General features: G+C 54.8%; 12 protein-coding genes and 1 tRNA gene. 1 reads left to right on the top strand and 12 read right to left on the bottom strand.

Annotated features, from left to right (window positions below):
* Window positions 1–87 precede the first annotated feature (87 nt).
* The 12 genes from ICT70_RS15145 to ICT70_RS00410 form a co-directional block, all read right to left on the bottom strand.
* Window positions 88–771: a 4'-phosphopantetheinyl transferase superfamily protein gene (locus ICT70_RS15145; protein ID WP_191153415.1), complete on the bottom strand. Its 684-nt coding sequence runs from the start codon at window positions 769–771 to the stop codon at window positions 88–90.
* A complete protein-coding gene (locus ICT70_RS00460) occupies window positions 761–1,762 on the bottom strand; it encodes an NAD-dependent epimerase/dehydratase family protein (RefSeq protein WP_191153414.1) in 1,002 nt (333 codons plus the stop codon). The genes ICT70_RS15145 and ICT70_RS00460 overlap by 11 nt, the downstream gene beginning before the upstream one ends.
* Window positions 1,759–3,426: a fatty acid CoA ligase family protein gene (locus ICT70_RS00455; protein WP_191153413.1), complete on the bottom strand. Its 1,668-nt coding sequence runs from the start codon at window positions 3,424–3,426 to the stop codon at window positions 1,759–1,761. The genes ICT70_RS00460 and ICT70_RS00455 overlap by 4 nt, the downstream gene beginning before the upstream one ends.
* Window positions 3,426–4,343, bottom strand: coding sequence for an alpha/beta fold hydrolase (locus ICT70_RS00450; protein WP_191153412.1), 918 nt, complete (start codon window positions 4,341–4,343; stop codon window positions 3,426–3,428). Before ICT70_RS00450 ends, ICT70_RS00455 begins: the two co-directional genes overlap by 1 nt.
* A complete protein-coding gene (locus ICT70_RS00445) occupies window positions 4,337–5,380 on the bottom strand; it encodes a 3-oxoacyl-ACP synthase III (protein WP_191153411.1) in 1,044 nt (347 codons plus the stop codon). The genes ICT70_RS00450 and ICT70_RS00445 overlap by 7 nt, the downstream gene beginning before the upstream one ends.
* 276 nt (window positions 5,381–5,656) lie before the next feature.
* Window positions 5,657–12,619, bottom strand: a complete 6,963-nt coding sequence (locus tag ICT70_RS00440; protein WP_191153410.1) for a beta-ketoacyl synthase N-terminal-like domain-containing protein — start codon at window positions 12,617–12,619, stop codon at window positions 5,657–5,659.
* Window positions 12,620–12,621: 2 nt separating this feature from the next.
* Window positions 12,622–19,179 (bottom strand): SDR family NAD(P)-dependent oxidoreductase, encoded by a 6,558-nt coding sequence (locus ICT70_RS00435; RefSeq protein WP_337906459.1) that lies wholly within the window; start codon window positions 19,177–19,179, stop codon window positions 12,622–12,624.
* Window positions 19,176–20,786 carry a PfaD family polyunsaturated fatty acid/polyketide biosynthesis protein gene (locus ICT70_RS00430; RefSeq protein ID WP_337906457.1) on the bottom strand — a complete coding sequence of 537 codons (1,611 nt, stop codon included), beginning with the start codon at window positions 20,784–20,786 and terminating at the stop codon, window positions 19,176–19,178. Before ICT70_RS00430 ends, ICT70_RS00435 begins: the two co-directional genes overlap by 4 nt.
* Before the next feature lie 9 nt (window positions 20,787–20,795).
* Complete coding sequence (gene ispH, locus ICT70_RS00425; protein WP_191153628.1) at window positions 20,796–21,650, bottom strand: 4-hydroxy-3-methylbut-2-enyl diphosphate reductase; 855 nt, start codon at window positions 21,648–21,650, stop codon at window positions 20,796–20,798.
* Between the two features lie 241 nt (window positions 21,651–21,891).
* Window positions 21,892–21,966 (bottom strand) — tRNA-Gly (locus tag ICT70_RS00420).
* Window positions 21,967–22,082: 116 nt separating this feature from the next.
* Window positions 22,083–22,673 carry a CDP-diacylglycerol--glycerol-3-phosphate 3-phosphatidyltransferase gene (pgsA, locus tag ICT70_RS00415; protein ID WP_191153409.1) on the bottom strand — a complete coding sequence of 197 codons (591 nt, stop codon included), beginning with the start codon at window positions 22,671–22,673 and terminating at the stop codon, window positions 22,083–22,085.
* Window positions 22,670–23,224, bottom strand: a complete 555-nt coding sequence (locus tag ICT70_RS00410) for a lytic transglycosylase domain-containing protein (RefSeq protein WP_191153408.1) — start codon at window positions 23,222–23,224, stop codon at window positions 22,670–22,672. Before ICT70_RS00410 ends, pgsA begins: the two co-directional genes overlap by 4 nt.
* 146 nt (window positions 23,225–23,370) lie before the next feature.
* Between ICT70_RS00410 and nadB the strand changes: the two genes are divergently transcribed.
* Window positions 23,371–25,014, top strand: coding sequence for an L-aspartate oxidase (gene nadB, locus ICT70_RS00405; protein ID WP_191153407.1), 1,644 nt, complete (start codon window positions 23,371–23,373; stop codon window positions 25,012–25,014).
* Window positions 25,015–25,020: the final 6 nt, after the last annotated feature.

Below are 25,020 nucleotides of genomic sequence, written 5' to 3'. Positions count from 1 at the left end.
TGCTTTTAAGGTTAGCACAAAGGCGGGGTTTATAAAGGGATATCTGCACCAGAAACAAACGCAATCGATCAACCCTGCGGCAATCACTTAATTCATCGCATCATGATAACGAATAATCCGAGCCACCTGACAAGTAACCGCAACGGCAGCGACATAGCCTTTTGCCGGAACAAAAAAACACCCAAACCCCGGCATGATTTCCTTTTTCATCTCGCCCAACCCGATACCCAGCATTTTCAACCTGGCCTCTTTAGCTGTCCACAGGCGGTAGAATCCGCGTTGTTTGCGAGCTGGAGGAAAGGCGGAGAACAACGTCTTTTCAACCTCATTAAAAGCATAGTCAGTCAATGGTTGCACATTGTCTTTAACCACTATTTCTTCGACATCAACACCGACGTCAGGCCCGGAGGTCACAGCGAGTACGGCCCAGTCCCCCGAGTGGGACAGATTGAAATTAATGTCTGACCGATGCTCCTTGCCCAGAGAAGGTTTCCCCTGCTGACTGTTAGTAAAAACAATTGAAGCAGGCAAATACTTCAGGTATCCGGCAAGAGTCCGTCGCAACCGGTACCGGGCGGCAATGAATCGTAATTGATGCCGAGGGTTTATAAACCGATCAGCGCGGGCACATTCATCTGCAGAGAGTGATTGGCGCAGAGTATCAGCAGTGCGGGCAGAGATGTCGGTACGAAAACGCCACAGATGAAGGTCTCCAGTCCCAATCAGTAAGGACGCTGGCGGTGCCTGCCAGGGCGCTATCTCAACGCCCACCTAACGGCTCCTGCTGCAACCAATGCCGCAGTCGCGCCATCCCCTCTTCAATACTGACCTGCGGTAGATAGCCGAAATCACGTTGGGCGGCGGAAAGGTCAAACCAGTGAGCAGTTGCAAGCTCACGAGCGACAAACCGGGTCATGCGGGGCTCCCCCGCCAGGCGCAGATTTTTGTAGATTATTTCCAGTATCGCTCCGGCCAGATAGGCAAGCCGCGGTGAGATGGTTCTGGTGACCGGCGGCAGATTGTCGGCTGCGAGGATCTGATTGACCAGGTCCCACAGCGGAATCGGTTCGTTGTTGGCAATAAAATATGCCTTGCCGGCAACCCGGGAACCGATCGCCAGTTGCTGCGCGGCTTGCAGATGTGCGGTTGCGGCATTATCAATATAGACCGCATCGATCAGGTTGTCCCCTTTGCCGATGCGCCGCAGCTGACCGCTCCGTCCACGTTCCAGGATCCTTGGAACCAGATGATTGTCCCCCGGCCCCCAGATCAGATGGGGGCGCAGTGCTACCGTCGCAAGCTGATCGCCATTGGCCGCCAGAACCAGCTGTTCGGCCTGGGCCTTGGTTTGCGGATAACTGGCATGAAAATGATGCGGGTAGGGAATCGACTCGTTCACCCCTCCCATGTCGGTACCATCAAAGACAACACTTGGCGAGCTGGTATAAACGAGACGCGTTACACCAATTTTGCGACAGGCGGTGATGACGTTTTGCGTGCCGATAACATTGCTGCGGTAAAAATCGCCGTAGCGGCCCCAGACCCCGGCCTTGGCCGCGACATGAAAGACCAGGTCACAACCACGAACCGCCCGATCCACCAGAGCCTGGTTAGTCAAATCGCCGATAAACTGTTCGACCCCAATGGCATCCAGTTCAGCTGAATGATGCCGTGCCAAAGAGCGTACCTGTTCACCCTGTTGCGACAGCAGGCGGACAATAGCACCACCAAGAAAACCGCGCCCACCGGTGACCAATATCATGCTGTCAGCTGCTGCTGGGCCCATACCGCCAGCTTTTCACGGAAAATTTTGGCATTGTGGCGAATATCGACAGGAAAGGCCGGATGGATCAGGAACCGTTCAATCTGAGTGGTATGCGGAAATTTGGCAGCGATGTCACGCAGATCGAGAATAATCTGCTGATGCTGGGCGCGAGGGATCCCAGCTTCGAGTTCAACGCAGATGAGTGGCACTCTCTTGCCGCCACTTTCTACACCAACCAGTGCGGTGCGAAACACCTGGGGATGGGTATTGAAAACCCCTTCGCAGGGGATGGTGAACAAGGTCTCTTGTTCAGTAATGACGCGGTGAGATTTGCGCCCGCAGAACCAGATTCGTCCCATGACGTCACGGTAACCAAGGTCGCCCATGCGGTGAAAAAACCGTTGGTTGGCAGGATCGGCAATCTTCGCCAGCCGGGTTGATTCTGCCCGGTTGAAGTAGGAACGGGTCACCTGCTGACCGGTAACGATAATTTCACCAATCCGGCCCACAGCAAGCAATGATTCGTTATCAAACGGATCTATTGCCTCATCACAGATGGGGATGACACCAACCTCAACCCCCGGTACCGGTCGACCAACGCATACCCCGTGCCCCTGATCCGTTAACTGACGGGTTTCACCAAGAATGGTGGCACTGTCAATCGAGCAGACCGGCAAAGCTTCAGTCGCACCATAGGGGGTAAAAATACGTGCGTCTTCAGTCAGCAGACGACTGAACTGCACAAGGGTTGTCGCGGCCACCGGGGCCCCGGCGGAGATCGCTCGCTTGAGGGTCGGCAACGTAACGCCATGCTGGTTACCAAAAACAGCCACCCGGCGGATCAAAGCCGGTGACCCAAACATGGTCGTCACTTCAAAACGCTTGATGGCGCTGATAATCTTTTGTGGATCGACTTCTCCCGGGCGGGCAAAATCCATCTGCGGAATCACCGCGGTCATACCCAGAGCCGGTGCAAAAAGGGCAAAAAGAGGAAAAGTCGGCAGATCAATTTCTCCGGGTTGGATCTGGTAGATATCTTTAAGGGCTTGTACCTGAGCGATAAAATTCTGGTGGGTATAGACCACCCCTTTGGGAACACCGGTACTACCGCTGGTAAAAAGAATAGCAGCAGTCTCATCAGACGCAGGATCAATCGGCGTGCATGTCACCTGCTTGTCAGTCCCGGCGAGGAGATTGGGCAGGGAATGTTCATCAAACCATAATCGCGGCCCGGTCGTCAGTTTAACCGTCAGGGTAGAACGCGCCCAACCCAACAAGCGGCGTGCCAAATGGGCTTTGGGGATACCAATAAACGCTGTTGGTTGCGCTTCTGCGAGACAGGTTTTCAGGTTTTTTGTCCCCATGCCGGGATCAACCAGCACCGGCACCGCTCCAACCTTGAACAGGGCGAAGGTTAAAGCAAAAAATTCCAGACTGGGGGTCACCATCAACACCGTCCGGACGCCACGACCGATGCCAAGATGAGCTAGAACCGCTGCCATGCGATTACTCTGACAATCAAGTTCAGCGTAAGTATAGCGAGAATAGCGTTGCTGGGGCGAGAAACGCCCGACCGGACAATATACCGCAACCGTATCCGGTTGACGTTTGGCCATGGCCGGGAGATAAGCGGCAATATTACCGAAGGATTCGGAACTCATTAGTTGGCAGGGCGCTTTTCCAGCGGGTATTTCCGCAAAAAGTCACGGATGATGGGAATGATCTCTTCGGTTGCATCTTCCAGGACATAATGGCCACAGTCGGGGAAACGATGCACCTCGGCCTGAGGAAGATGTTTTTCCCATTCCCGTAGAAAATGTTGATCAAAGACAAAGTCTTTCTCCCCCCAAAGAATACAGACCGGTATCTTGTCAAACTGGGCCAGGCCCATCTCAACATCGCTCACCAGAGCATAACTGGGGTCCTCAGGTTGAAGGGGAATATCCTGAACAAAACGTAAGGTAGCGATCCGGTGTTGCCAGTTGTCATAAGGGCTGCAATAGAGTTGACGGAGTTCCGCCGGCATCGGGGTGCGCTGGCATCCGACCTTGGCAGCAGCGCGGGCAAAGAGGTTGAAACCCTGCACCAGAAAAACACCGAGCTGGGTATCGCGACAGATTTTCAAGGCTAATGGCAGTTTTTTACCGGCGGGCAAATGAAACGCAGCGGTATTCATCAGCACCAGTCGCGCCAGGCGCTGCGGGTGGCGAATCGCCCAGGCCAAGCCGACCATCCCCCCCCAATCATGAACAACCAGAGTGATTTTTTCCGGCAAATCAAGATGATCAATCAGCCGCTCAAGATCATCGACCCGTTGCTTGAGCTGATAGCGATAAAGGGAATCGGCCGGTTTCATCGATAGACCACAGCCGATATGATCCGGCACAATCACGCGATGACGCTTGCTAAGTTGGCGCGCGAGATTACGATAGTAGAACGACCAGGTCGGGTTACCATGGAGCATAACCACCGGTGATCCTTTGCCTTCATCAAGATAATGATAAGCCAGACCATTCAGGTCGAGAAAATTGCTTTTAAAGGGATATTCGGATTTAAACAGCGGAGAATCGATTACCATTGAATAGCCATCATCAGACAGTTCAGACCACTGCCGATACCAAGAAAGCCGACCAGGTCACCAGGGCGCAGCAGATCGCGCTCTTTGGCGATAGCCGCAGTGATCGGCAGGGACACGGTGCCCATATTACCGAGAAACTCGAAGGTTTGAAAATCCTTCGCCGGATCAATACCAAGGTTCTGGAGAATCAGCCGCTGATGCGCTTCTCCGACCTGATGGCAAATAACCTTGTCGATTTTATCTGCCGTGATGCCGAGCTTACTGCTGAAAAGCTCCCAGGTCCGTTTACCCAGTTCAACCCCGTGCTTCATGACAGCGACGGCATCAGTCTGCATGAACGGCTGCTGACAGGCGGCAGACTCCTGGGTCAGACCCCAGCGACACAGTTCATGGTACTGGGGCTCAGCAACGTTCACGCCTCCCAGCAGCTTTGGTCTGCGTGAGGGGGAAAAAGAACCATCGGTCAATAATACCGCAGCAGCACCGGAACCACCGGTCAGGGTCGCCAGGGATTGGGTAAACAGGGGCATGGTCGGATGGTCGAGCATCTTCTGAATCATGATCTCATTGATTTCGCGCGAACTTTCGCAGGCAACCACCAATCCGGCACGGATCTGCCCCAGCTCAATCCGGTTGGCTATATCAAGTACTCCATTCAAAACACCGAGACAAGCATTTGAAATATCGTAGATTGCCGCATCGCCTCGAATGCCTAGTGCCGAAGCAACCAGACAGGCGGTAGCGGGTTCAAAATGTTCACGACAGACCCCGGCATAAACCACCGCACCAATATCTTCAGCAGCAATATTACGTTCCTGCAGGGATTTTTTGGCCGCTGCAATGGCACCATGAGAGATAGGTGTGCCTAGCTTCCACCAGCGCCGCTCACGAATTCCGGTCAACGATTCCAACTGTCCCGGGGCAATGTGCAGGGCTTTATAGACCGGTGCTATCCGATGTTCCAGCTCAGTCGAGGTGACGACAATGGGGGCCAGTTCATAACCGACCGATTCAATGTGGACACGGGTATATTTCATTGATAAATGAACTTCATTGTTTTTAAACTGCCCCGCTTCAAGTAGTGGGTCTAATGAATGTTGTTCAGCTATGGCCTTGTGCTGGATCGGGGTTCCTGTGACAAGGGTGTCTGTCGCCAGGGACGGCGACAACAAGCGGTCAGGGATGACGAAAAGCGTCCCTTGACATAGAATCCAAAGATCCGGTGCATTAGCGAAACTTCAAACCTATCAAATACCAGGGCATCTTGTAACATAATTTACCCGGCAGGTGAAGCACCAGCCGTTCAGCAGCCATCAACCGTGAAGACGTAGGGCAAAATCTTTCATCTGATAGATGATTTTACCATCCACCGACAACAGACCATCCGCCTTAAGGGTTCTGTTCTGATCATCAACCGCGGTAATCAGCGCTTCGATCTCGACGCGCTGATTGGTCGGAATAATCTGGCCACGGTAATTCCAGCGATGGTCCACCCCAAGCGCCATGGTTTCAAAGCGGCTGTCGGCAGATAGGCCCCAGCGCTCAGCGGCGACGACCTTGAGCAACTGCAGAAAAGACTCAAGCCCAAGTGAGCCGGGACAGACCGGATCCTGATAAAAATGCGCCTTAAAAAACCATTCATCGGGATCGACTATTTTGCTGCCACGGATAAATCCTCGTTGGTGCGGGCCACCGTCGGGAAGATACAGGTCAATTGTGTCAACCATGCGCAGCATCGTATCGGGGAATGGTGGTGCGACCGGATACTCAAAGGTTCCGGCTCGGCCGATCTGCTCTGGCGGTGGTTGCCAGCTTGTTACCCCCCTTACGCCGACCTGCTGAGCCAGTGCGGCCGCTGAAAAGAACCCGAACACAGTGGTGCCGGTGTAAATCGGACCATCACTGTCATGCACATTAAAAGTGTATCCCTGGATGATCATCCCGCCACTACTGGCAATCCGGGTAATCTCCACCTTGATCGTAAGAGTGCCACTAGTCGGCGTCACCGCTTTGTGCTGGGTCGCCTGACCATCCAGATTGCGGAATGACAGATCGGTATCGCTGGTCAAGGCCGAGCCCAGATAGGCCGCAAGCCAGCCACAGGGTTGCAGGCCGATTTCAAGCAGTACACTAAAGGGCATTTCCGGTTGCCGTCCGGCAGTAAAGTACCAGGCATCCGGCGGCACATCATATTCTGCTACGACAGCTGCTCCTTCAACCAGCTTCCACGGCTGACCTTTAACATCAACAATCCGGTCGAGAAACTGGAACGGTGGTCCGGGCAAACGCGCAATTTTGCGTTCCTGATCAAACATCCGGTAGGGTTCACCAAATGCGTCAGATGGGTTGCCGACGGCAAAGGCGGTGATCCGTTCACGGTCGTAGAGAACCTGGCGATCTTGATGATTTACCGATGATGACTGACGCTGCCATAAGGCCTCAACCCTGGAACGATCAAGACCACTCAAGCGTACTGACATATCAGGAATTTCGACGATCGGATGGTCATCGGCAAACATCAGGGCATCGACAATAGCATAGGGCTCCGGGCGGTAACCCAGTTCCTTGATGCTCACCTGATAGGTGACTTTTTTCGTCGTTTCAATGACTTGACCGCGACACTTCAAACCACTTTGTACTCCGGGTACAGGTTCACACCAGGTGGCACCGTTCTCACCGATCCACCCCATGCGCAGCAGGTAGATCCGCAAGGTGTGCATACAGCATTCGTACATCAAGGTCCCCGGCATGACCCGATCATCAACAAAGTGACAGGTCAAAAACCAGGCATCGGGCTGAATGTCCATTTCCGCCCGAATCTGGCCGAGGCCGTAGCGTCCACCTTCAGGGTCAAGCACAATCACCCGATCAACCAGTTTCAATTTGCCGCCCGGCAGGGTATAGGGCCTGTTCAGGGGCAAATCTGCAAAACAAGGGCCAAAACAGCCGGCCAGATCACCGGCATAAAGGGCCGCAACCTGGGTATCGTTATAGGATTCAACGGCCATTGGCACCAACTGCCGCCAATCAGCGGGCATGCGACCCGGTTGCGGCAGAAGATCAAGGCGGGTATGGACGATCCCCTTGCCGGCCGCCAACTCTGCCGCACTAAAAAATCCGGCACAACCATCACGCATACTCAGTAATGGTTCACCATTGACCGTCGCCTCAAAATGAAAACGGAACAGGTAGGTCTGATCCTGTCGAAAAAATCTATCGATATGAATATCATACTGGATCGTTTCACCGACCGTCGGCAACCCTCGATGAAAGGTGACCACCGCATCGAGCAATCGATAAACCGCCAGCCCTCTGGTGATAAAATCGATCCCGAGATAACCCGACAGAAACAAATCAGCCTGACCGGCTTCGACCGCGACACAGGTGGGGATGCGACCACCATCAAGATACCAGCGATCCGCCGTCACATCATGTTCGGTGATCACCCGTCCGCAGGACATAGAGCGCGGCTCACCTTCAAGGGCAACAATCCGGTCAACCAACATCAGCGGCTCATCGGGCAGTCGTACCCGGGTTGGGAAGGTATCAACCTCGGCAAACTCCTGACCAAGCATTCCGGCCACCGATCCGACCGCAAATTCCATACACTGCTGGCGGTCAAAAACCGGGGTACCCCCCTTACCCTCCGGTTCCAGTGCTGCCCCCTGAGCAAGCGGCGGTGAAGATTGATCCCTATAGGGATCTTGATGGAAGAATGACTGATCCAGGTCAAACAAGGTGCCATCCGCTTGTTGTAACAGAGCCTGCTGATACCCAATCTGCTCAGCCAGGGAGCGTTCAAGGTCCGCAGAGAGTTCCAGGAAGGCCGCATGGGCCGCTGCTCCAGCGGTATGAACATCACGAAATCCGATGGTTAACTGGGCCGGCACAGAGTCCTCATGGGTTACAGCTTGCAGGGCCACAGGAAGTTGCTGTGGTGCCGGGGGTAAACCAGGAGCTTCGTTAGCCGTTGCCGCCGGCGGCAGATCAACCCGGGGAGCCGGATTATTTGTAACGGGTAGCGTTGGAGCAAAAGCAGCGCCCCCGGTAGTCGTAACAATCTGTGGGCTTCGACCAGTACTGACGGGCAATTCGCCCTTGTCGGCTGGATAGAGTGGTGACAGATCCAGCTTGACCCCTTCAGCCAGGCAGTGCCCCAACAAGCGCAGAAACTGCACCGACGCATCTTGTCCCGCGACACAGAAAGAACGGGCCAGATGAGGACGCTCACCGAGGATACTGGAAATCATCCGCGTACAGGACGAGCCAGGCCCAACTTCAAGGAAGATTCTGGCGCCGTCAGCATACAAACGTTCGATCACTCGTGGGTAGTCAATGGTGTCGAGAGCCTGGGCCAGAATCGCGTCGGCGGCATTGGTGGTGGTCAGGGGATATTTTCCGCCAAAAGCACAGCTGTAGAAATCGATACCTCGCGGTGCCCTGACGTCAAACAGGTGAAGGTTACGATAGGCGTCCGCCACCGCTCTGGTTACTTCACAATGAACCGTTGTGACCCCCTGTAAGGGGATAAAATGACAGCCCAGTTCCTTAACCGCCAGGTCAACCTGACGTCGCCGGCCGCCAATCACACACTCTTTGTAGGTGTTGACAATCAACAAATATACCTGTTTTTTGCCGGCCAGAATCTTTTTGACCTGATCAGCCGAAACATTAACAATTCCCAGACACCAGTCAACCTGCTGACCGGGGGGCAATCCCCAGGTCCGGCGGGCGGCGTGACATTCACCCGCTAACTCGCTGGTAAACAGCGGTGAATCCTTAAGGCGCTGCAGCATGGCATCACGCTCGCGCCAGGCACCGGTTGAAAATAACCCGGAAGATTCACCAAGGCTGTAACCACTGACCATCTGGGGCCTGATGGCGAATCGGCTGAGCAGATCGTGGAGGGCAGTACACAGGGATACATGGGAAATAACCAGGGCGTTATGATCTTCCAATAGCGCATCACTTAGAGCACTCTTCCAGAAAAGATGGGGCTGATACTGATCGGCCAGACAGGAATTGGCGGCTTCCTGGGCACCATAGACTTCCGGCCACCGCGCTGCCAGATCGCGCCCCATCCCGGCAAAATGATTGCCGGATCCGGGAAAGATAAAGGCGATCTTCCCTTGCGTCGCCAGGGGGTCAGCGCTGAAAAATACCCGTTCACGTTGTGCCGGAGATAACAAATCAGCGAACCTCAGGGATTTATCAACGGCAAGACGTTCGAGGTGGCGAGCCACCTGGTCAAGCTGGGCATTCAATTCGGCAGGCGTTTCTATGACCAGCGTCAGACACAGTGAAACATCAGTGGGAGGTGGGTGGTTGCGATACCAGCGTCGGGCCAGTTGATCACAGCATTCATCGTGATACTGTGCCGCAAGCTGTTTCAGCTCGGTTAGCTTTGCGCCCAAACCAGCCAAACTATCGGCGTTAAGAGCAAACAACCCGGCAGCCAAATCACCTAAAGGGCGATCCACACCTGGTGCGGGCAGGTTGCCCTGATGCTCCTCGACAATCAGGGCAGAACAACTGCCATCGTTGCCCAACGCGGTAACCATGGCACGCCGCACACCTGCAACGCGGTTGGTTAACCAGTACTGGGGCGCATCAGCCACCTGGTACACGGGTGGAGAGGTTATCCATTCAGAGCGCAGCGCAGTTAAGCTGCGAACAGGCGGCAGCAGTCGTTGTTTTAAACACAGAACGGCCTTGATCACCGCAGCCATCCCCGCAGCACCACCTGCATGACCGATATCAGCCTTGACACTACCAAGCCAGCAGGAACTATTGCGGTTACCACCGCCGAGCACCTCGGACAGCGTCACTGCCTCGAGGAGATCGGCCTCAGGATCACCACTGCCATCAACTTCCAGGTAACCGATATCTGCAGGTTTCACAGCGGCACTGTTGCACGCTTGGGTCACCGCTTTACGCAAAACATCGGCCAGCGGCAGTAACTGATCAGCAGCACCGCCGATGGCGGTACCAATCCCGCTGACAACAGCATGGATTTGATCGCCATCCTGACGGGCATCTTCCAGACGTTTAAGAACCAGTGCACCCGCCCCTTCACCAAGCTGGATACCCTGACTTTCCCGGTCAAGAGGACGTGAGTAGCCGGCGCCGCTAAAAGGGGTCAGCTGCTGACGACAGACCACATCCCGCAGATCAGCGGCGAGATCTACAGCACCGACCAGGGCGCGTTTGATGGAGCCTTCCTGTAACGCATGGATAGCCACCTCAAGGGCACGTAGGCTGGAATTTTCTTCACTGGAAATGGTAAAACTCGGACCGCCGACACCAAATTCCCGGGCAATCCGGCTGGCGACAACACTTCCCAGCGCTCCCATGGTACGGTTGGCCGTCAGTGCCGGTCCGGCGGCTTCACGCAAACCGGCTATCCAGGCAGACAGTTCGTCCTCAGTTAATTTGAAGCCCAGCTCTTGGGCCCAGATCCGGGCCTGCTGTGCCAGTCCCCAGCGAAAACTGAAGTTGGTCGCATTGTGGTCCAGACCACAACCGATAAAAACCCCGGTAAACAGATGATCGTCATGGTCAGCATCGGCATTGTGCAGGGCTGCGGCGGCAACCTTCAGCATCAGCAGCTGGCGCGGCAGCATTTCTGCTATCTCGTTCGGTGGAATGCGAAATTCACCGGCAGCTGCACCGATCTGCCCGAGGCAAAACCCTTGCGGCAACCCCTGCGGGAAAATCTGCTGAAGCCAACGACTCTCGCCGCCACCCCACCAATGGCTGGGAGTAACGGATTTGGTCTTGTCATCAACACCGAAAAACCGCTGCCGCAACCCCTGAAGTTCAGACCAGGGGCCGTAGTGAGCGGCCAGTCCAACCACGGCAATCGGGGTCTGACGGGCCGAGAAGGATGGATGGAGGGTCACCTTCTTGCGGGTTGCACGCTCCGGTTGCCATTCCTCAAGCAACATATGAGCATTGATGCCGCCAAAACCAAAGGCACTGACCGCTGCACGACGCGGCACCTCGTCACGGCGCTGGTGCCAGGGGCATGCCTGGCCAAGCAGCCGAAACGGACTCCGGTCCAAATCAACCCCGGCGGCCGGTTGCTCAAAATGGGTCTGTGGAGGCAATGTCCGGTGCGACAAGGCAAGGATCGTCTTGATGGACGCTGCGGCACCGGCGGCCGTCAACAGATGACCGATGTTGGCCTTAACCGAACCGATAACACATTGGCCACTACGCCAACCACTGTTGCCCCATAGCTGCTGTAAACTGGAAAACTCAACCGCATCTCCTACCGGTGTACCGGTAGCATGGCACTCGATCAGATCAACATCACTGGGCTGCCAACCGGCCTGCCGATAAGCTGCACGCATCGCCCGCAGTTGTCCTTCAGACGAAGGTGCCAGCAGATTACCCTGCAGATCATTGGAAAGTCCAATGCCACGAATTACCGCCAGGATCCGGTCGCCATCACGCTGCGCGTCGCGGGTACGCTTGAGTAATAGCAGGCCACACCCCTCCCCGACCACCAGCCCGTTACCGGAGCGGTCAAAAGGCGCACAACGACCGCTGGCCGACAGGGCTCGCAGCTGGGAAAAACCCATCTGGGTATAAAGGGAGTCCGGGCGCGACACGCCCCCGGCGAGCATCAGATCGGCGCGCCCGGACAGCAGTTCATCGACCGCCAGTTTGATCGCGTAGAGGGAGGAAGCACAGGCTGCGTCAAGAGTAAAACAGGTGCCGCCAAAGCCTAGGCCGCGGGCCAGAACAGCAGCCGGCAATCCGGCAACGTGGTGGTTTTGTGGTACGATTGGATCCTCATGAACCGACAAAGGCTGGTCCGTAAGCTTTTCAGCAAAGGCTTTACCCAGCAGTTGGCGGGCCAGAGCGGAGGAGGTTTCACTTGGTAGCGCCAGATTGCCGATGATGACTCCGGCCCGTGACGGATCAAACGACGGTGTGCCGGCACTGGTCAAGGTTTGCTGCCCGACCCGGAGCAACAGACGGAACATGGGATCAAGCTGACGGAGAAAACCGGCATCTATATTGAGTCCAGGCAGATCCGATGAAACTGCTGGATCAGCAAGAAAACAGGCCTTGTCCGAATACACCCGGTCCGCTGCGCCAACCTCAGGGTGGTAAATTTCTTCCACCGGCAGCAGCCAGCGTCCGGCGGGCGGGCGACGCGCACAGTTTCTTTTTTTGAGAATCAGTTCCCAGTAATCATCAAGGGTTGCTGCATCGGGAAACTCCCCCCCCATGGCAACAACAGCAACCGATTGGGCATAAGCCATTATCAGGCAACTCCTGTGAGTTTATTGCGCTGAAAAGTGGCATTAAGGGATGCATCGATAACGCATTCATAATTTTCCAGTCGCGCAACCAGTTGCCCATCGTTCGGATCGACAAAATCAATATCCGCTGTCGCACGATGTGGACTGTTGCTGATAATCCGGGCACGAACCTCCACCCCGTCAGCGGGAAAACGCTCCCGATACTGACGGTAACGACCGGCAAAAACCGGCAGGGATCCAGCCTGATACTGATCAAAACTCCACAAAATCATTATCTGAAAACTACTGTCCAGGGCCAATGGGTCGGCAAACCAGCTGTTGCGCAAAGGCTGTTCAATCCATTGCTGCGGCTGCGGGGCCGGGCTCACCAAGGCATTGATCCCTTGTGTCGAACAACCCAGAATCTCACGCAATCCCTGGAAGGCTTCACCATGAAACAGCTTCTGGTCAGCGTAAATGCCGGCTGACGCTTGCGCGTAGGTCTCCAGATCCAGTCTTGAACGGGCCTGACGCGCAGGGTTGTAGCCGGCTGCAAGAACCACCCGGGCCCGGGCGTGGGCGACGGCGCGCCCCCGTTCATCATGACCTGAAAGCTCAACCGGCACCACATGCAAACCATCGCTCTTGATCGCCTTGCCGGTCATCGCTTGCAGATTGTAGGTCTGCCCCGCTTCAAGAATAATTCCCTTAAGCACCCTGAAATCATTAAACCCTTGGAATTTAAGCCCCGGATGATTATGCACCGCGGCATGAGCCAGCCATTCAACCATCAATGCCGCGGGCACAACCGCTTTACCGTCAATAACATGGGATTTGAGCAAGGGAAATTGATCGATGTTCAGATCGAGATCAAAAGCGCTTGAAAGGTACAGGTTCTGCGCCGGCTCAGGCTCTTCAGTAACCGCATCCTGGGCATGACCTCCGGCAATGACCAGTTCAACGGTCTTGTCTGTCGCAGTCAATTCCTTGAGCAGATAAGCCGCACCAGCCTGCAGATCGATCACCTCGATCCCTTCGCGCGCAAACATTTTTTTCAACGCAGCGTTCACCATACCGCCATCCCAAGGGCCCCAATTCATGGATAACACCCTGGTTTCGGGATGACTCTGGGCAAATTGCTGGGCTATTTTGTTCAATACTTCATTGGCAATAGCATAATCGGCCTGGCCAATACGACCGAAGCGAGCGGTTGATGAAGAAAACATGACCAGAAATGCGAGCTGGTCGACGTTAATGGCCGCCAGCAGATGGCGACATCCTCTGACCTTGGTATCATAGACCGCAGCAAACTGTTCACGGCTCTTATCCACAATCAACTTATCTGCCAGCACCCCGGCACCATGGATCACACCTTTAACCGCGCCATACTGCTCTTGCAGGTTGTTTATGGTAGCAGTTACCGCCTGCTCATCGCGTAAATCGACTGGTAGATACAAAGGTGTGGCGCCCGCCTTGAGAATATCGTCAAGGGTAGAACGAATCTCACGTCCAGCCAGAATCTGGTCATACTGTTGCTGCAATTCTTTCGGCGCCGGAGGGTTATCAGTATGAGCCAACACCGCCTTTTTTATTTCTGCCTCCGTATCCAGGCCCTTCAGCCAATCCGGCTCATCCGCAGGGAGCGGGCTGCGTCCCAGCAATGCCAGGGTGGGACGATATTTACGTGCCAGAGCGACGGAAACAGCCGCGGTAACACCGCGAGCACCGCCGCTCACCACAACCAGGTCCCCTTCTTCCAGCGCCAACTCCCGGGTATCAACAGTAACGTCCTCAGACACCAGCTCCAAAGTAGTCAAACCGGTTGACGACACCCCAATCTCAAGGGGGGTTGTCGTAAAGATTTCTTCGACCAGAGTCGTCGCTGCCGGAACAACCTCCATCCCCAAGCCCAGGTCCAGAGCCTTGCAGTGAACTTCAGGCCACTCCAGAGCCGCCGTTTTACTCAAACCGGCCAATCCCCCAGAGAGGGGGTCGCCAAAGCCGGAACGTGCGGGCAGACCAAAGCTGCCGTTAAGGCGCGAAATGGTAGCAAAAAAAGCTCCCTGACCAGTTCCCTGCTTGCGCAACTGGGGAGCGGCCAACTGCAACAACTGAAAACTCTCGGCGATAAAGTGATCATTACAGCCTTTAAGGGGTGCAACGATCAGCAGGCCACACAGGTTTGCCGGAGCATCCAGGGTGGTAATGTCAGTCAGCTTGACCTTTCGTGCAATCAGGTTATGGCGGGTTAAGGCTGTCGCCAGGGCATCAATCAGGGCTGAGCCATCATCAGTGATCCAGACCTGGGCTCCGGCGCCAAAAGAAAAGCTTTTAACTGGTCTTTTCTTAGGCAAACTGGCCAGGCAAACCTCCTGCCGCTTGATGATCGGCAACGGCTCGGACTCCCGGTCTGGAAGGGTTAAAGCCGCTTTTTCCGAGCCGGAGACACTGCTGAGAAAATCGACAATCTGATCGATGGTCTGCAAGGTGCCCAAATGCTCCGGTTTAACCACCGGCAATGCGGGCAGACGCTCCTGCAGGGCCGAGAGGATTTCGACCCGCTTGATTGAGTCGATCCCCAGATCGGCATCCAGCGACATCCCCAGTTCCAGCATCTCCACCGGATAACCGGTCTTCTCGGCGATGACAGCAAGCAGCGCGGTGGTCACTTGCGGACCAGCCACCCCTGTTGACACTGTCATACCAGCGGTCTTTGCCATCCCTGCTGTTCCTTGCTGCAAGTGCTCAACAATCTGCCCCAAGGTCTGTAATACGCCCAGGTCTTCCGGCTTGACCGCCGGCAGTTCCGGCAGACGTTCTTGCAGGGCCGAGAGGATCTCGACCCGCTTGATTGAGTCGATCCCCAAATCGGCATCCAGCGACATCCCCAGTTCCAGCATCTCCACCGGATAACCGGTCTTCTCGGCGATGACAGCGAGCAACGCCGACGTCACCTTACCCGTATCAGCGCCCGCATCTGCTGCCGCTCCGCTGCTTCCCGGGCCGGTGACCGTCCCTGCAGCACCTTGCTGCAGGTGGTCAACAATCTGCCCCAGGGTCTGTAATACGCCCAGGTCTTCCGGCTTGACCGCCGGCAGTTCCGGCAGACGTTCCTGCAGGGCCGAGAGGATCTCGACCCGCTTGATTGAGTCGATCCCCAGATCGGCATCCAGCGACATCCCCAGCTCCAGCATCTCCACCGGATAACCGGTCTTCTCGGCGATGACAGCGAGCAACGCGCTGGTAATATGGCTTGCGGGTGTACCGGAAATCGGCGAAGGATCTGCTACAGGGTCGGCGGTGACAGGAGGAGGGGTCAATTCAGACGGTGCTGGTTGTTCAGCAACCGGCGGCGTAGCTATTGAGGGAACAGCCTCAGCAATGGCCACCGGCACAGCGGGAGTAATGGCCCTTCCGCCGAGCAGTTGTCGCTGCTGCTCAACCAACTGCATGAAGGATCGGGTTGCGGCCTGCTGTCCCTCGAGAAACTGCTGATGGAGTTTGGCCGTCTGCTGCGAGATCGACTGCAAGGCCTCAATATTCTGCTGGCTCAGGCGCAACGCTGCCGACAATCCGCTATCCGGGACAGGCGCCGGCCTAGCTTGGGACGTCGTGGTTACTGGAGGCCGGACTTGTTGATCGGGCATGGGTATTTCCTCTTGCTGTTCTTGTGGCTGAGATGATGGAATGACACTTTTTCCGGCCATTTTCTGCTGCCGCGGTGGACGCGGTTGCGGTTTGTTGAAATGGTTGGCACCGGTCAGGGTAACGGTTAACCCTTTCTTCCTGACCGGTTGTTGCGCTGCCTGCTCAAGGACATTTTCATCCCATGAGGTCAAGGCAACAGTCACCCCAAGGGCGGCTAATTTTGCCAACAGGCGGGCCAGATCAACCAGGGCACAGCGTTTGCCGTTAGAAGAATCGAGGGCCAGGGTTTGAATATCCTTGCCCTTGAGGATCGTTCTGACCATGCCACTTAAACGCGCCCCCGGGCCCACTTCAACAAAGATTCGCAGGCCATCGCGATACATGGCTTCGATCTCTGTGACAAAATCAACGGGACTGGCAAGTTGTCGCGCCAGCAGCGACCTGAGCTCGCCGACGTCCTGGGGGTAGCGATCGCCACTGGTGTTGGCATAGACCGGGAAAGCCGGCGCGGTCAGGGTCGTTGTTTCCAGCGCCTGGGCAAAAGGCTGGGCCGCAGTTGCCACCAGAGGACTGTGGAAGGCCGCCGCTACACTCAAGGGGGCACAGGAAACACCTTGTCCGGCTAGTGCCGCCCGAGCGCGCTCGATTTCAGCATGGGAGCCCGATAACACGCCTTGCTCCGGGGTATTACGGTTGGCCAGTACCAGGTCGAGATGTTCACTCTGGATAAATTTACTGATAGCATCAAGTGGTGCCGACACTGCCAGCATAGTGCCACGCTCAGAGCCTTTGGCTGCCATCAATTCACCACGCAGGCGTGACAGACGGTGAAGATCGGCGGCACTAAAAACCCCGGCATGGCATAGAGCGACCAGCTCACCATAACTGTGCCCGGCAGCCGCTTGAGGTGATAAACCAAAACGTTGCAGCACGGCAGTACCGGCACACTCCATCGCACCGAGGACCGGCTGAGCGACTTCGGTGGCGCGCAAAGCGGTGACTGCTGCTTCCTGTTGTTCGGATGAATAAACCGGACGGGGATAGATCAGATCGGTCAAGGTCCGGCGCGGAACCTGGGCCTTTTCCGCAAAAACCTGATCAGCTTCGTTGACCACCCGCTGAAATTCGGGAAACTGTAAGGCCAGGGTTTTGAGCATGCCCGGGTACTGTGCCCCCTGTCCAGGATAGAGAAAAGCGATATTGTCGGCTGGCTCGTCGGTCGACAAATAGATTCCATCCGGGGTTTCATGCCACCCTTCTTTTGGTTGATCGAGCACGGCAACAGCAGCATCAATTCGCCGACCGATATCCAATGGTTCACTTAAGGTGCCACGTTCAATCACCATCACCAGTCGACACCGGGCCTGGCGATCAAAATCAAGGCGCCTTTGAGCAACCAGTAGACGCAGTTGCTGCCACTGCGCATCATGAGGAAACGCCTGCAGCTGATGTTTCAACGTAGCCTTGTCATCAGCAGAAAACGGCAAAATCTGAACATCTCCGGTCCAGTCAACCTCGTTTTTTTCTTCTGTGTATTCTTCCACCAGACAGTGGAAATTACTGCCACCAAAACCCAGAGCGCTGACCGCAGCCCGACGGGGGTGATTGCCGGCCGGAAACCAGGGACGACACTCGGTATTGACGTAAAAGGGAGAATCCTTTTCAAGCAACACGGAGGCGGGTTGTTGCACCTTGATAGTTGGCGGCAGCACCTTGTGATAGAGGGCCAGAGCCGCCTTAATCAGTCCGGCAGCTCCGGCAGCCGCCTTGGTATGGCCGATCTGAGATTTGATGGAACCCAGGGCGCACCAGGGCTGTTGCGCTGTTCCGTAAACCTGGCGCAGGGCATTGACTTCAATGGCGTCACCTACCTTGGTGCCGGTACCATGCCCTTCAACCAGCTCGATCGTAGCAGGGCTTACCTGGGCTTGTTGATAGGCGCGCAGCAGGGCCCTGGTCTGACCCTGGGCGCTCGGCTCATAGATGGCAGAGCCGCGACCGTCACTGGAAGCACCGATCCCCTTGATCACCGCATAGATACGGTCGCCATCGCGCTCGGCATCCGCCAGGCGTTTGATAACCACCACCCCCAATCCCTCACCCAGAGTGGTGCCGTCGGCGTTGTCAGAATAAGGTTTGGCATGGCCCGAAGGTGACAGAGCCGGTGTTTTACTGAAGCAGGTGTACATGAAAATGTCATTGAAGGTATCAACCCCGCCGGTGATCACCATGTCGGAGCGTCCGGCGGCGAGTTCCAGAGCAGCAAGATTCAGGGCGCTTAACGAACTGCCGCAAGCGGCATCAACCACGCAATTGGTGCCGCCAAAATTGAAATGTTTACTGATCCGTCCGGCCACCACATTACCGAGCAACCCGGGAAAGGAATTTTCCTGCCAGGGCACATAGGAATCGGAGATCCGGTCCATGACATCAGCGGCTGTCTCCTCATCCACCCCAGCTTCAGCCAGCGCCTGCTTCCAGCGCGGGTACCCCAAACGGGCGCCGAGGGGCACAACCAGTTCAAGGGTACCGGTCACTCCGAGGATAACACTGACTCGTTCGCGATGATATTCTTTACCGGCGCCGTAACCGGCATCCTGAAGCGCTTGTTCCACCGCCAGCAAGCCCAACAGCTGCGACGTATCGATCGCCTCCAGAGCGTTAGGCAGTATCCCGTAATCCATCGGGTTAAAACGGACCGGCGATAAAAAACCACCCAGTTTAGCGTAGACCTTATCCCTGGTTTTGGGATCGGCATCAAAATAGTCGTCAGCGCGCCAGTGACTTGCAGGAACCTCGCGGATACTGTCGACGCCGGTTTTGATATTGGTCCAGAACTGCTGTGAATTCTCGGCGTCAGGGAACATACTACCAATGCCGACAATCGCCAGCGGTGTCATCGTCGAATCTGTCGTTTGCTGATCGGTTTTCAACAGAGAAACTCCTTGATCTGCTCAAGCGGCAATGGCGTGGCGATCTTCGGATCGACACGATACGTGCCCCACTGCTGCTTAAGTAAGCGTACACGCTGCAACACCGCAGCGCCAAAAAGGATATTGTAAGCGACCGGCACAACCTTGCGGGCGGCGGGTGGCTCTAAAAAGCTGCCCTTGACCCACTCGTTAAAAGCTCCCATGGCTGGGCCACACCAGATCTGATAATCAATTTTCCGATCGGCAATCCCCTGGTTGGCCCACACCGGCGTTTGTCCCAAATACCAGCGAAAAACCAGTGCCATCTTGTATTTTGGATCGTTCAGAGCTTTTTCAACCTGGCGTGGATCACGGACCTGAAAGTAACTTTGGGTCTGTTGCCAGACCGTGTCAAGAGGCACTTTAAAAAAGGTCTTTTCAATCTTCTCCCGTTCGGCAGTCGGCAAGGCGTCGATACTCTCATAAGCACGGTAGAGCTCATAAAGTTTGTGGGCACGGATGGCAAACATGGTGCCACGCTTGACCACCTGAACCTTGACCCCCATCTCAAACATATCACCCGAAGGTGCCATAGTGATATCCGCCTGCCGGGTTTCAGCCAGCATCTGCCGCACGGCATCGCAGGTTCCGGACTCGACACAAGCCTGATTCACCGTCCCGGTGACCAGATAGTCGGCACCCATGGCAAAAGCAGCTGCCGCAGACGCCGGGGTTGCAATACCGCCACCCAGACCGATGCGTAATGGCTGAGGATAATCATAATGCTGCTGCATCTGGTCTTTTTGGGCAAGCAGAGTCGGAAACAACGACAGGGCCGGACGGTTATCGGTATGTCCACCGGAGTCAGCTTCAGCCGTAACATCCTGAGCCATGGGAATGTGTCCAGCGAGATGTGCCTGCTCTTTGGTCAAATCACCGGCAGCCACTAATTGCTGGAGCAACTTTTCCGCTGGTGGCTCAAAAAAACGCGCTGCCACCTCTTCGCGCGAAACCTTGGCAATGATGCGGTTGGGGGCAACGACACAGCCGTGTTCGTCGCGGTGAATACCATGGGTGCGATAGCGCACCAGCGGCAAGGTTAGTCCTAAAAAGGCCGAGGCCTCAATCAGGTGAATACCTCGACGCAGATACAGCTCGACCAAGGCTTTTTCCAGTTCCGGCTCGGTCGGGCTGTGAATCAGATTGACGCCAAAAGGGATATCGGGTCGATGCTGCTGGAGCTCATCGATCGCCGCCTCCACCTGATCAAAGGAGAGACCCGCAGAACCAAAGAACCCCAGCATGCCGGCCTCGCCCAACGCCTTGACCATAGCAACCGAGCTGATCCCCTTGGCCATGGAGCCACCGACATAAGCGTATTGCACACCGTGATCATGACAGAAAGAGCGGCTACCTAAAGAATCCAGCAAACAAGCAGGCACCATGCCGAAACTATCTTCTGCTTTTGTCCTGGGGACCTGATCCGCGACCAGATGCACCAGACCGTCTGATTTAATCAGCCACAATGGCATGGAAATAGTGCGCAGCAAATCAGATATACCGGTTGATTTATGCTTCGATAAATGCCTGGCGACTGGACTGCCACTGCTCAAAGAAGTGAAACTCACAAAGAACTCCTACAGGGATTCCAGTAAAGACTGAATATCATCAACAATCTGTTTCGGGGTCGAAGCGCCGGCAGTCAAACCGATACTTTGATAGCAGCGCAACTCATCCAGTGGTAACTGCGTCGCTGTCTCGACGTGCAATGCTTTTGTCCCATGCGATTCGATCACCTGGGCCAGCCTCCGGGTGTTGCTGCTTTCAAAGCCGCCGGCAACAATCATAAAGTCGACCTGTTCAGCAATACGAATTGCTTCCCCCTGGCGCTTTTTCGTCGCGTCACAGATCGTATGCAGCACCGTCAGGTCGAGATCCTGGCGACCCGCCAGGTCAGCGCTGATCGCGTCAAAAATCCCCTTATCCTGGGTCGTCTGGGCGGCAAGGCAGTATTTTTTACTGGTATCAAGAGGCTGCGCGCGACATTGGTCCAAATTGTCAAAAACAAAGGAACCCGACGCAGCATAGCTCAGCAGACATTTCACCTCGGGATGGGTTTGCTCTCCGTACAACAGGAGGATACGATCATCTGCCGTGTGCTGTTCAATCAGCAGACAGGCATCTTTAACTTTCGGACAGGTCGCATCAACAACACGAATACCGCGATTTATCAGGGACTGCTGAACCCGCTTGGGAATGCCGTGAGCACGAATAACGACGGTAGATCCGGGAGGGATATCGTCAGGCGATTCAGCCGTAATAACCCCTTTGGCAGAATATTCCTCAACCACCTGCGGATTGTGAATAATGGACCCAAGGATATAGATATTGTCGCTGAAAGTGCCTTCTTTTTCGATCATTTCATCGAGCTTGCGCAGTGCCAGACTGACCCCCATACAGAACCCGGCACTTCGCGCCCGTACGACATTCATATATTTCAAAAACCCTCGTCTTTGCCCACGAAATCACTGGTTAGTGTTCAAGCTTTTCGTCGCAACAAGTTAAAAAGTCGTTACTTCAATAAACTCTGGATTATCCCACCAAAAGTTTCTACATGGCAAGGTCTATTGAGCATTTTTTAGCACGGCAAGATAGAAAATGGCAGGGAAGTGACTGGAGCGGCACAGACAACAAAAGGGCTGAATCTTTCGACTCAGCCCTTTTGTTGTATAGTGGAGCGGGAAACGGGATTTGAACCCGCGACTTCAACCTTGGCAAGGTTGCACTCTACCACTGAGTTATTCCCGCGTTCGTGGTGTCTGTCGCCAGAGCGGATGTATGTATAGCAAAACGCTTTGATGACTGTCAATAAAAAAACCGGTTTTTTTATTTTTGCCATTAATCTTTATATTTCAATAAGTTATCTAGCGAGCAAAGATCTTGAAGAATTTTGCGAAATAATCAACCCCTGACCAGATTGTCAAAACCAGTGAAATATAAAAGATAATGATGCCGACATGGTGCATCGAGGCATAAAGAAAGTCAAATTGAACCCCAAAAAACCAGTAATATTGATAATGAAGCAGTAAAATAACCAGAGCAATCATCTGGAAAATAGTCTTGTATTTACCCAACGGGCTGGCATCGATAACGATACCTTCAGACGAAGCAATGGAGCGAATACCGGAAACAATAATGTCGCGAGCAAGAATAATAAACACCGCCCAGGCCGGGACACGATCCAGAGGAATCAGCATGATCAGGGCCGCCATAACGATCAATTTGTCCGCCAGGGGATCGAGAAACTTCCCCAGCACCGTCACAACTTCCCATTTGCGCGCCAGATAGCCATCAAGCCAGTCGGTCAAGGACGCTGCAAGAAAAACCATAGCAGCCCAGAAACACGTCTGCTTCGATTCAAACATCAACAGAACCACCACCACCGGCACGGCAACGATCCGCGACAGGGTGAGGATATTGGGAAGGTTCAACAGTTGCTGATAGGATTTAGTCACCGTTGGTTGCCGTTCAGTTGATAATGGTTCATATAGTATCTGACTCGTTTAACATAATTGACGGTTTCTTCATAGGGGGGAATTCCGCCAAATCTGCGGACGGCCCCGGGACCGGCATTATAGGCGGCCAGGGCAAGATCGAGATGATCAAAGGTATCAAGCATTTTACGCAGATACATGGCACCACCAAAAATCGACTCAGCAGGATCAAAGGGATTACGGACCCCGACCTCACGGGCAGTCTCCGGCATCAACTGCATCAGTCCCTGGGCCCCTTTGCGTGACACTACCCGCGGATCAAAATTACTTTCGACCTTGATGACGGCCATCAACAGGAAAGGTTCAAGCTGAAAACGTTGGGCGTAATGACCAACCAGGGTTTCGAGGCGGAAGGTTTCGCCCTCCGAACGATAGAGACGGTACTTGCCACTATCCGGCACATTGGTGTAATGAACCTTGCCTTGTTCATCGACATAGCGGTAGATCGCCGCATCAGCACAAAGCGAAGAAAAGATGAACAGCAGGAGTAGGATGGACGCCCTTAGTATCATGAAATTTTTATAACTTTACCCTGTTTCCATGTCAAGCTGCATTTTTCATAGCCGCTGCGCCAGAGTTGAGGTTGACAAGGATAATTAGCAACCGGATAATGACGCCGGCATTCCCTCCGGATAGATAGTCCAAGGAGCTTACCCATATGAAAATTGTCAGCGACTTTCTGGTTATCGGCACCGGCATAGCCGGACTCACCTACGCCCTTAAGGTCGCGGACCGGGGCACGGTTGCGCTGGTCACCAAGCGCGATATCGATGTAACCGCTACCCAGTTGGCGCAGGGAGGGATCGCTTCGGTTTTTTCGACGGAAGACAGCTTTGCCGACCATGCCCGCGATACTATCGTCGCCGGTTCCTATCTGTCCCATCCCGATATCGTCGATCTGGTGATCAGTTCCGGCCCAAAGTCAATTCAGGCCCTGATCGACTGGGGCGTCAACTTCAGCCGCAACGACAACCAGCAATACGACCTGACCCGTGAAGGCGGCCACAGCTTCCGCCGCATCCTCCACGCCAAGGATTCCACCGGAAGGGAAATCGAACGGGCCCTGGTCGAGGCGGTCATGCGACATCCCAATATCATCCTCTACCAACATCACATAGCTGTTGACCTGATCACCTCGGCCAAAATCGGTCTGGCCTGCTCCACTAAAAATCATTGCCTCGGTGCCTACGTGCTGGACAAGAATTCAAACACGGTCATCACCTTCGAAGCGCGCTTTACCGCTCTTGCCACCGGCGGTGCCGGCAAGGTCTACCTCTACACCTGCAACCCGGATATCGCCACCGGTGACGGCGTCGCCATCGGCTGGCGCGCCGGAGCCCACGTTGCCAATATGGAATTCATGCAGTTTCATCCGACGACCCTGTATCACCCTCATGCAAAATCCTTTCTCATTTCAGAAGCGGTGCGTGGTGAGGGGGCGATTCTGCGGCGCGCTGACGGCTATGCCTTTATGGCAGACTACCATCCGCTTAAAGACCTGGCGCCACGCGACATTGTTGCCCGCGCCATCGACAACGAAATGAAAAAACATGGTGATGATTGTGTCTTCCTCGACATTACCCACAAAAGCACCGAATATATTATCGACCATTTTCCAATGATCCATGAAACCTGCCTGGGCTACGGTATCGACATGAAGGTCGAACCGATTCCGGTGGTTCCCGCTGCTCACTACCTGTGTGGCGGCCTGCAGTCAGACGCCCACGGTGAGACCAATATCACCAACTTGTTTGCCATCGGTGAAGTGGCCTGTACCGGCCTGCACGGCGCCAACCGCCTGGCCAGCAACAGTCTGCTTGAAGGGGTCGTTTTTGCCGATCGGGCGGCCGCCATATGCCTGTCGCGCCTTGAACAAACGCCAACTCCGCCGGCAGTCATTCCAGCCTGGGATTCGGGTGATGCCACCGACAGCGACGAAGAAGTGATTGTTGCCCACAACTGGGATGAAATCCGCCGCTGCATGTGGAACTACGTCGGCATTGTCCGTTCCGACAAGCGCCTGCAACGCGCCATGAATCGCATTAAATTGATCCAGCGTGAAATCAACGAATACTACTGGAACTTTCTGCTGACGTCTGACCTTATTGAGTTGCGCAACATCACCACCGTGGCCCGGCTGATCGTTCAAAGCGCGCTGATGCGCAAAGAAAGTCGCGGCTTGCATTATACCATCGATTACCCGGAAAAAGATGATGAACGCTTTCTCCACGACACCGTCATCAGAGGGTTAAATCAGCCCATTAAAGAATCAAGACGCCAGATCGTTACTGCAAACAAATAAAGGAAA

It is taken from the genome of Pelovirga terrestris (assembly GCF_014773365.1).
In the GTDB taxonomy this organism is placed as follows: domain Bacteria; phylum Desulfobacterota; class Desulfuromonadia; order Desulfuromonadales; family Geopsychrobacteraceae; genus Pelovirga; species Pelovirga terrestris.
The sequence above is the reverse complement of the archived record's forward strand: the minus strand, read 5'-3'. Positions and strand labels throughout refer to the sequence as shown.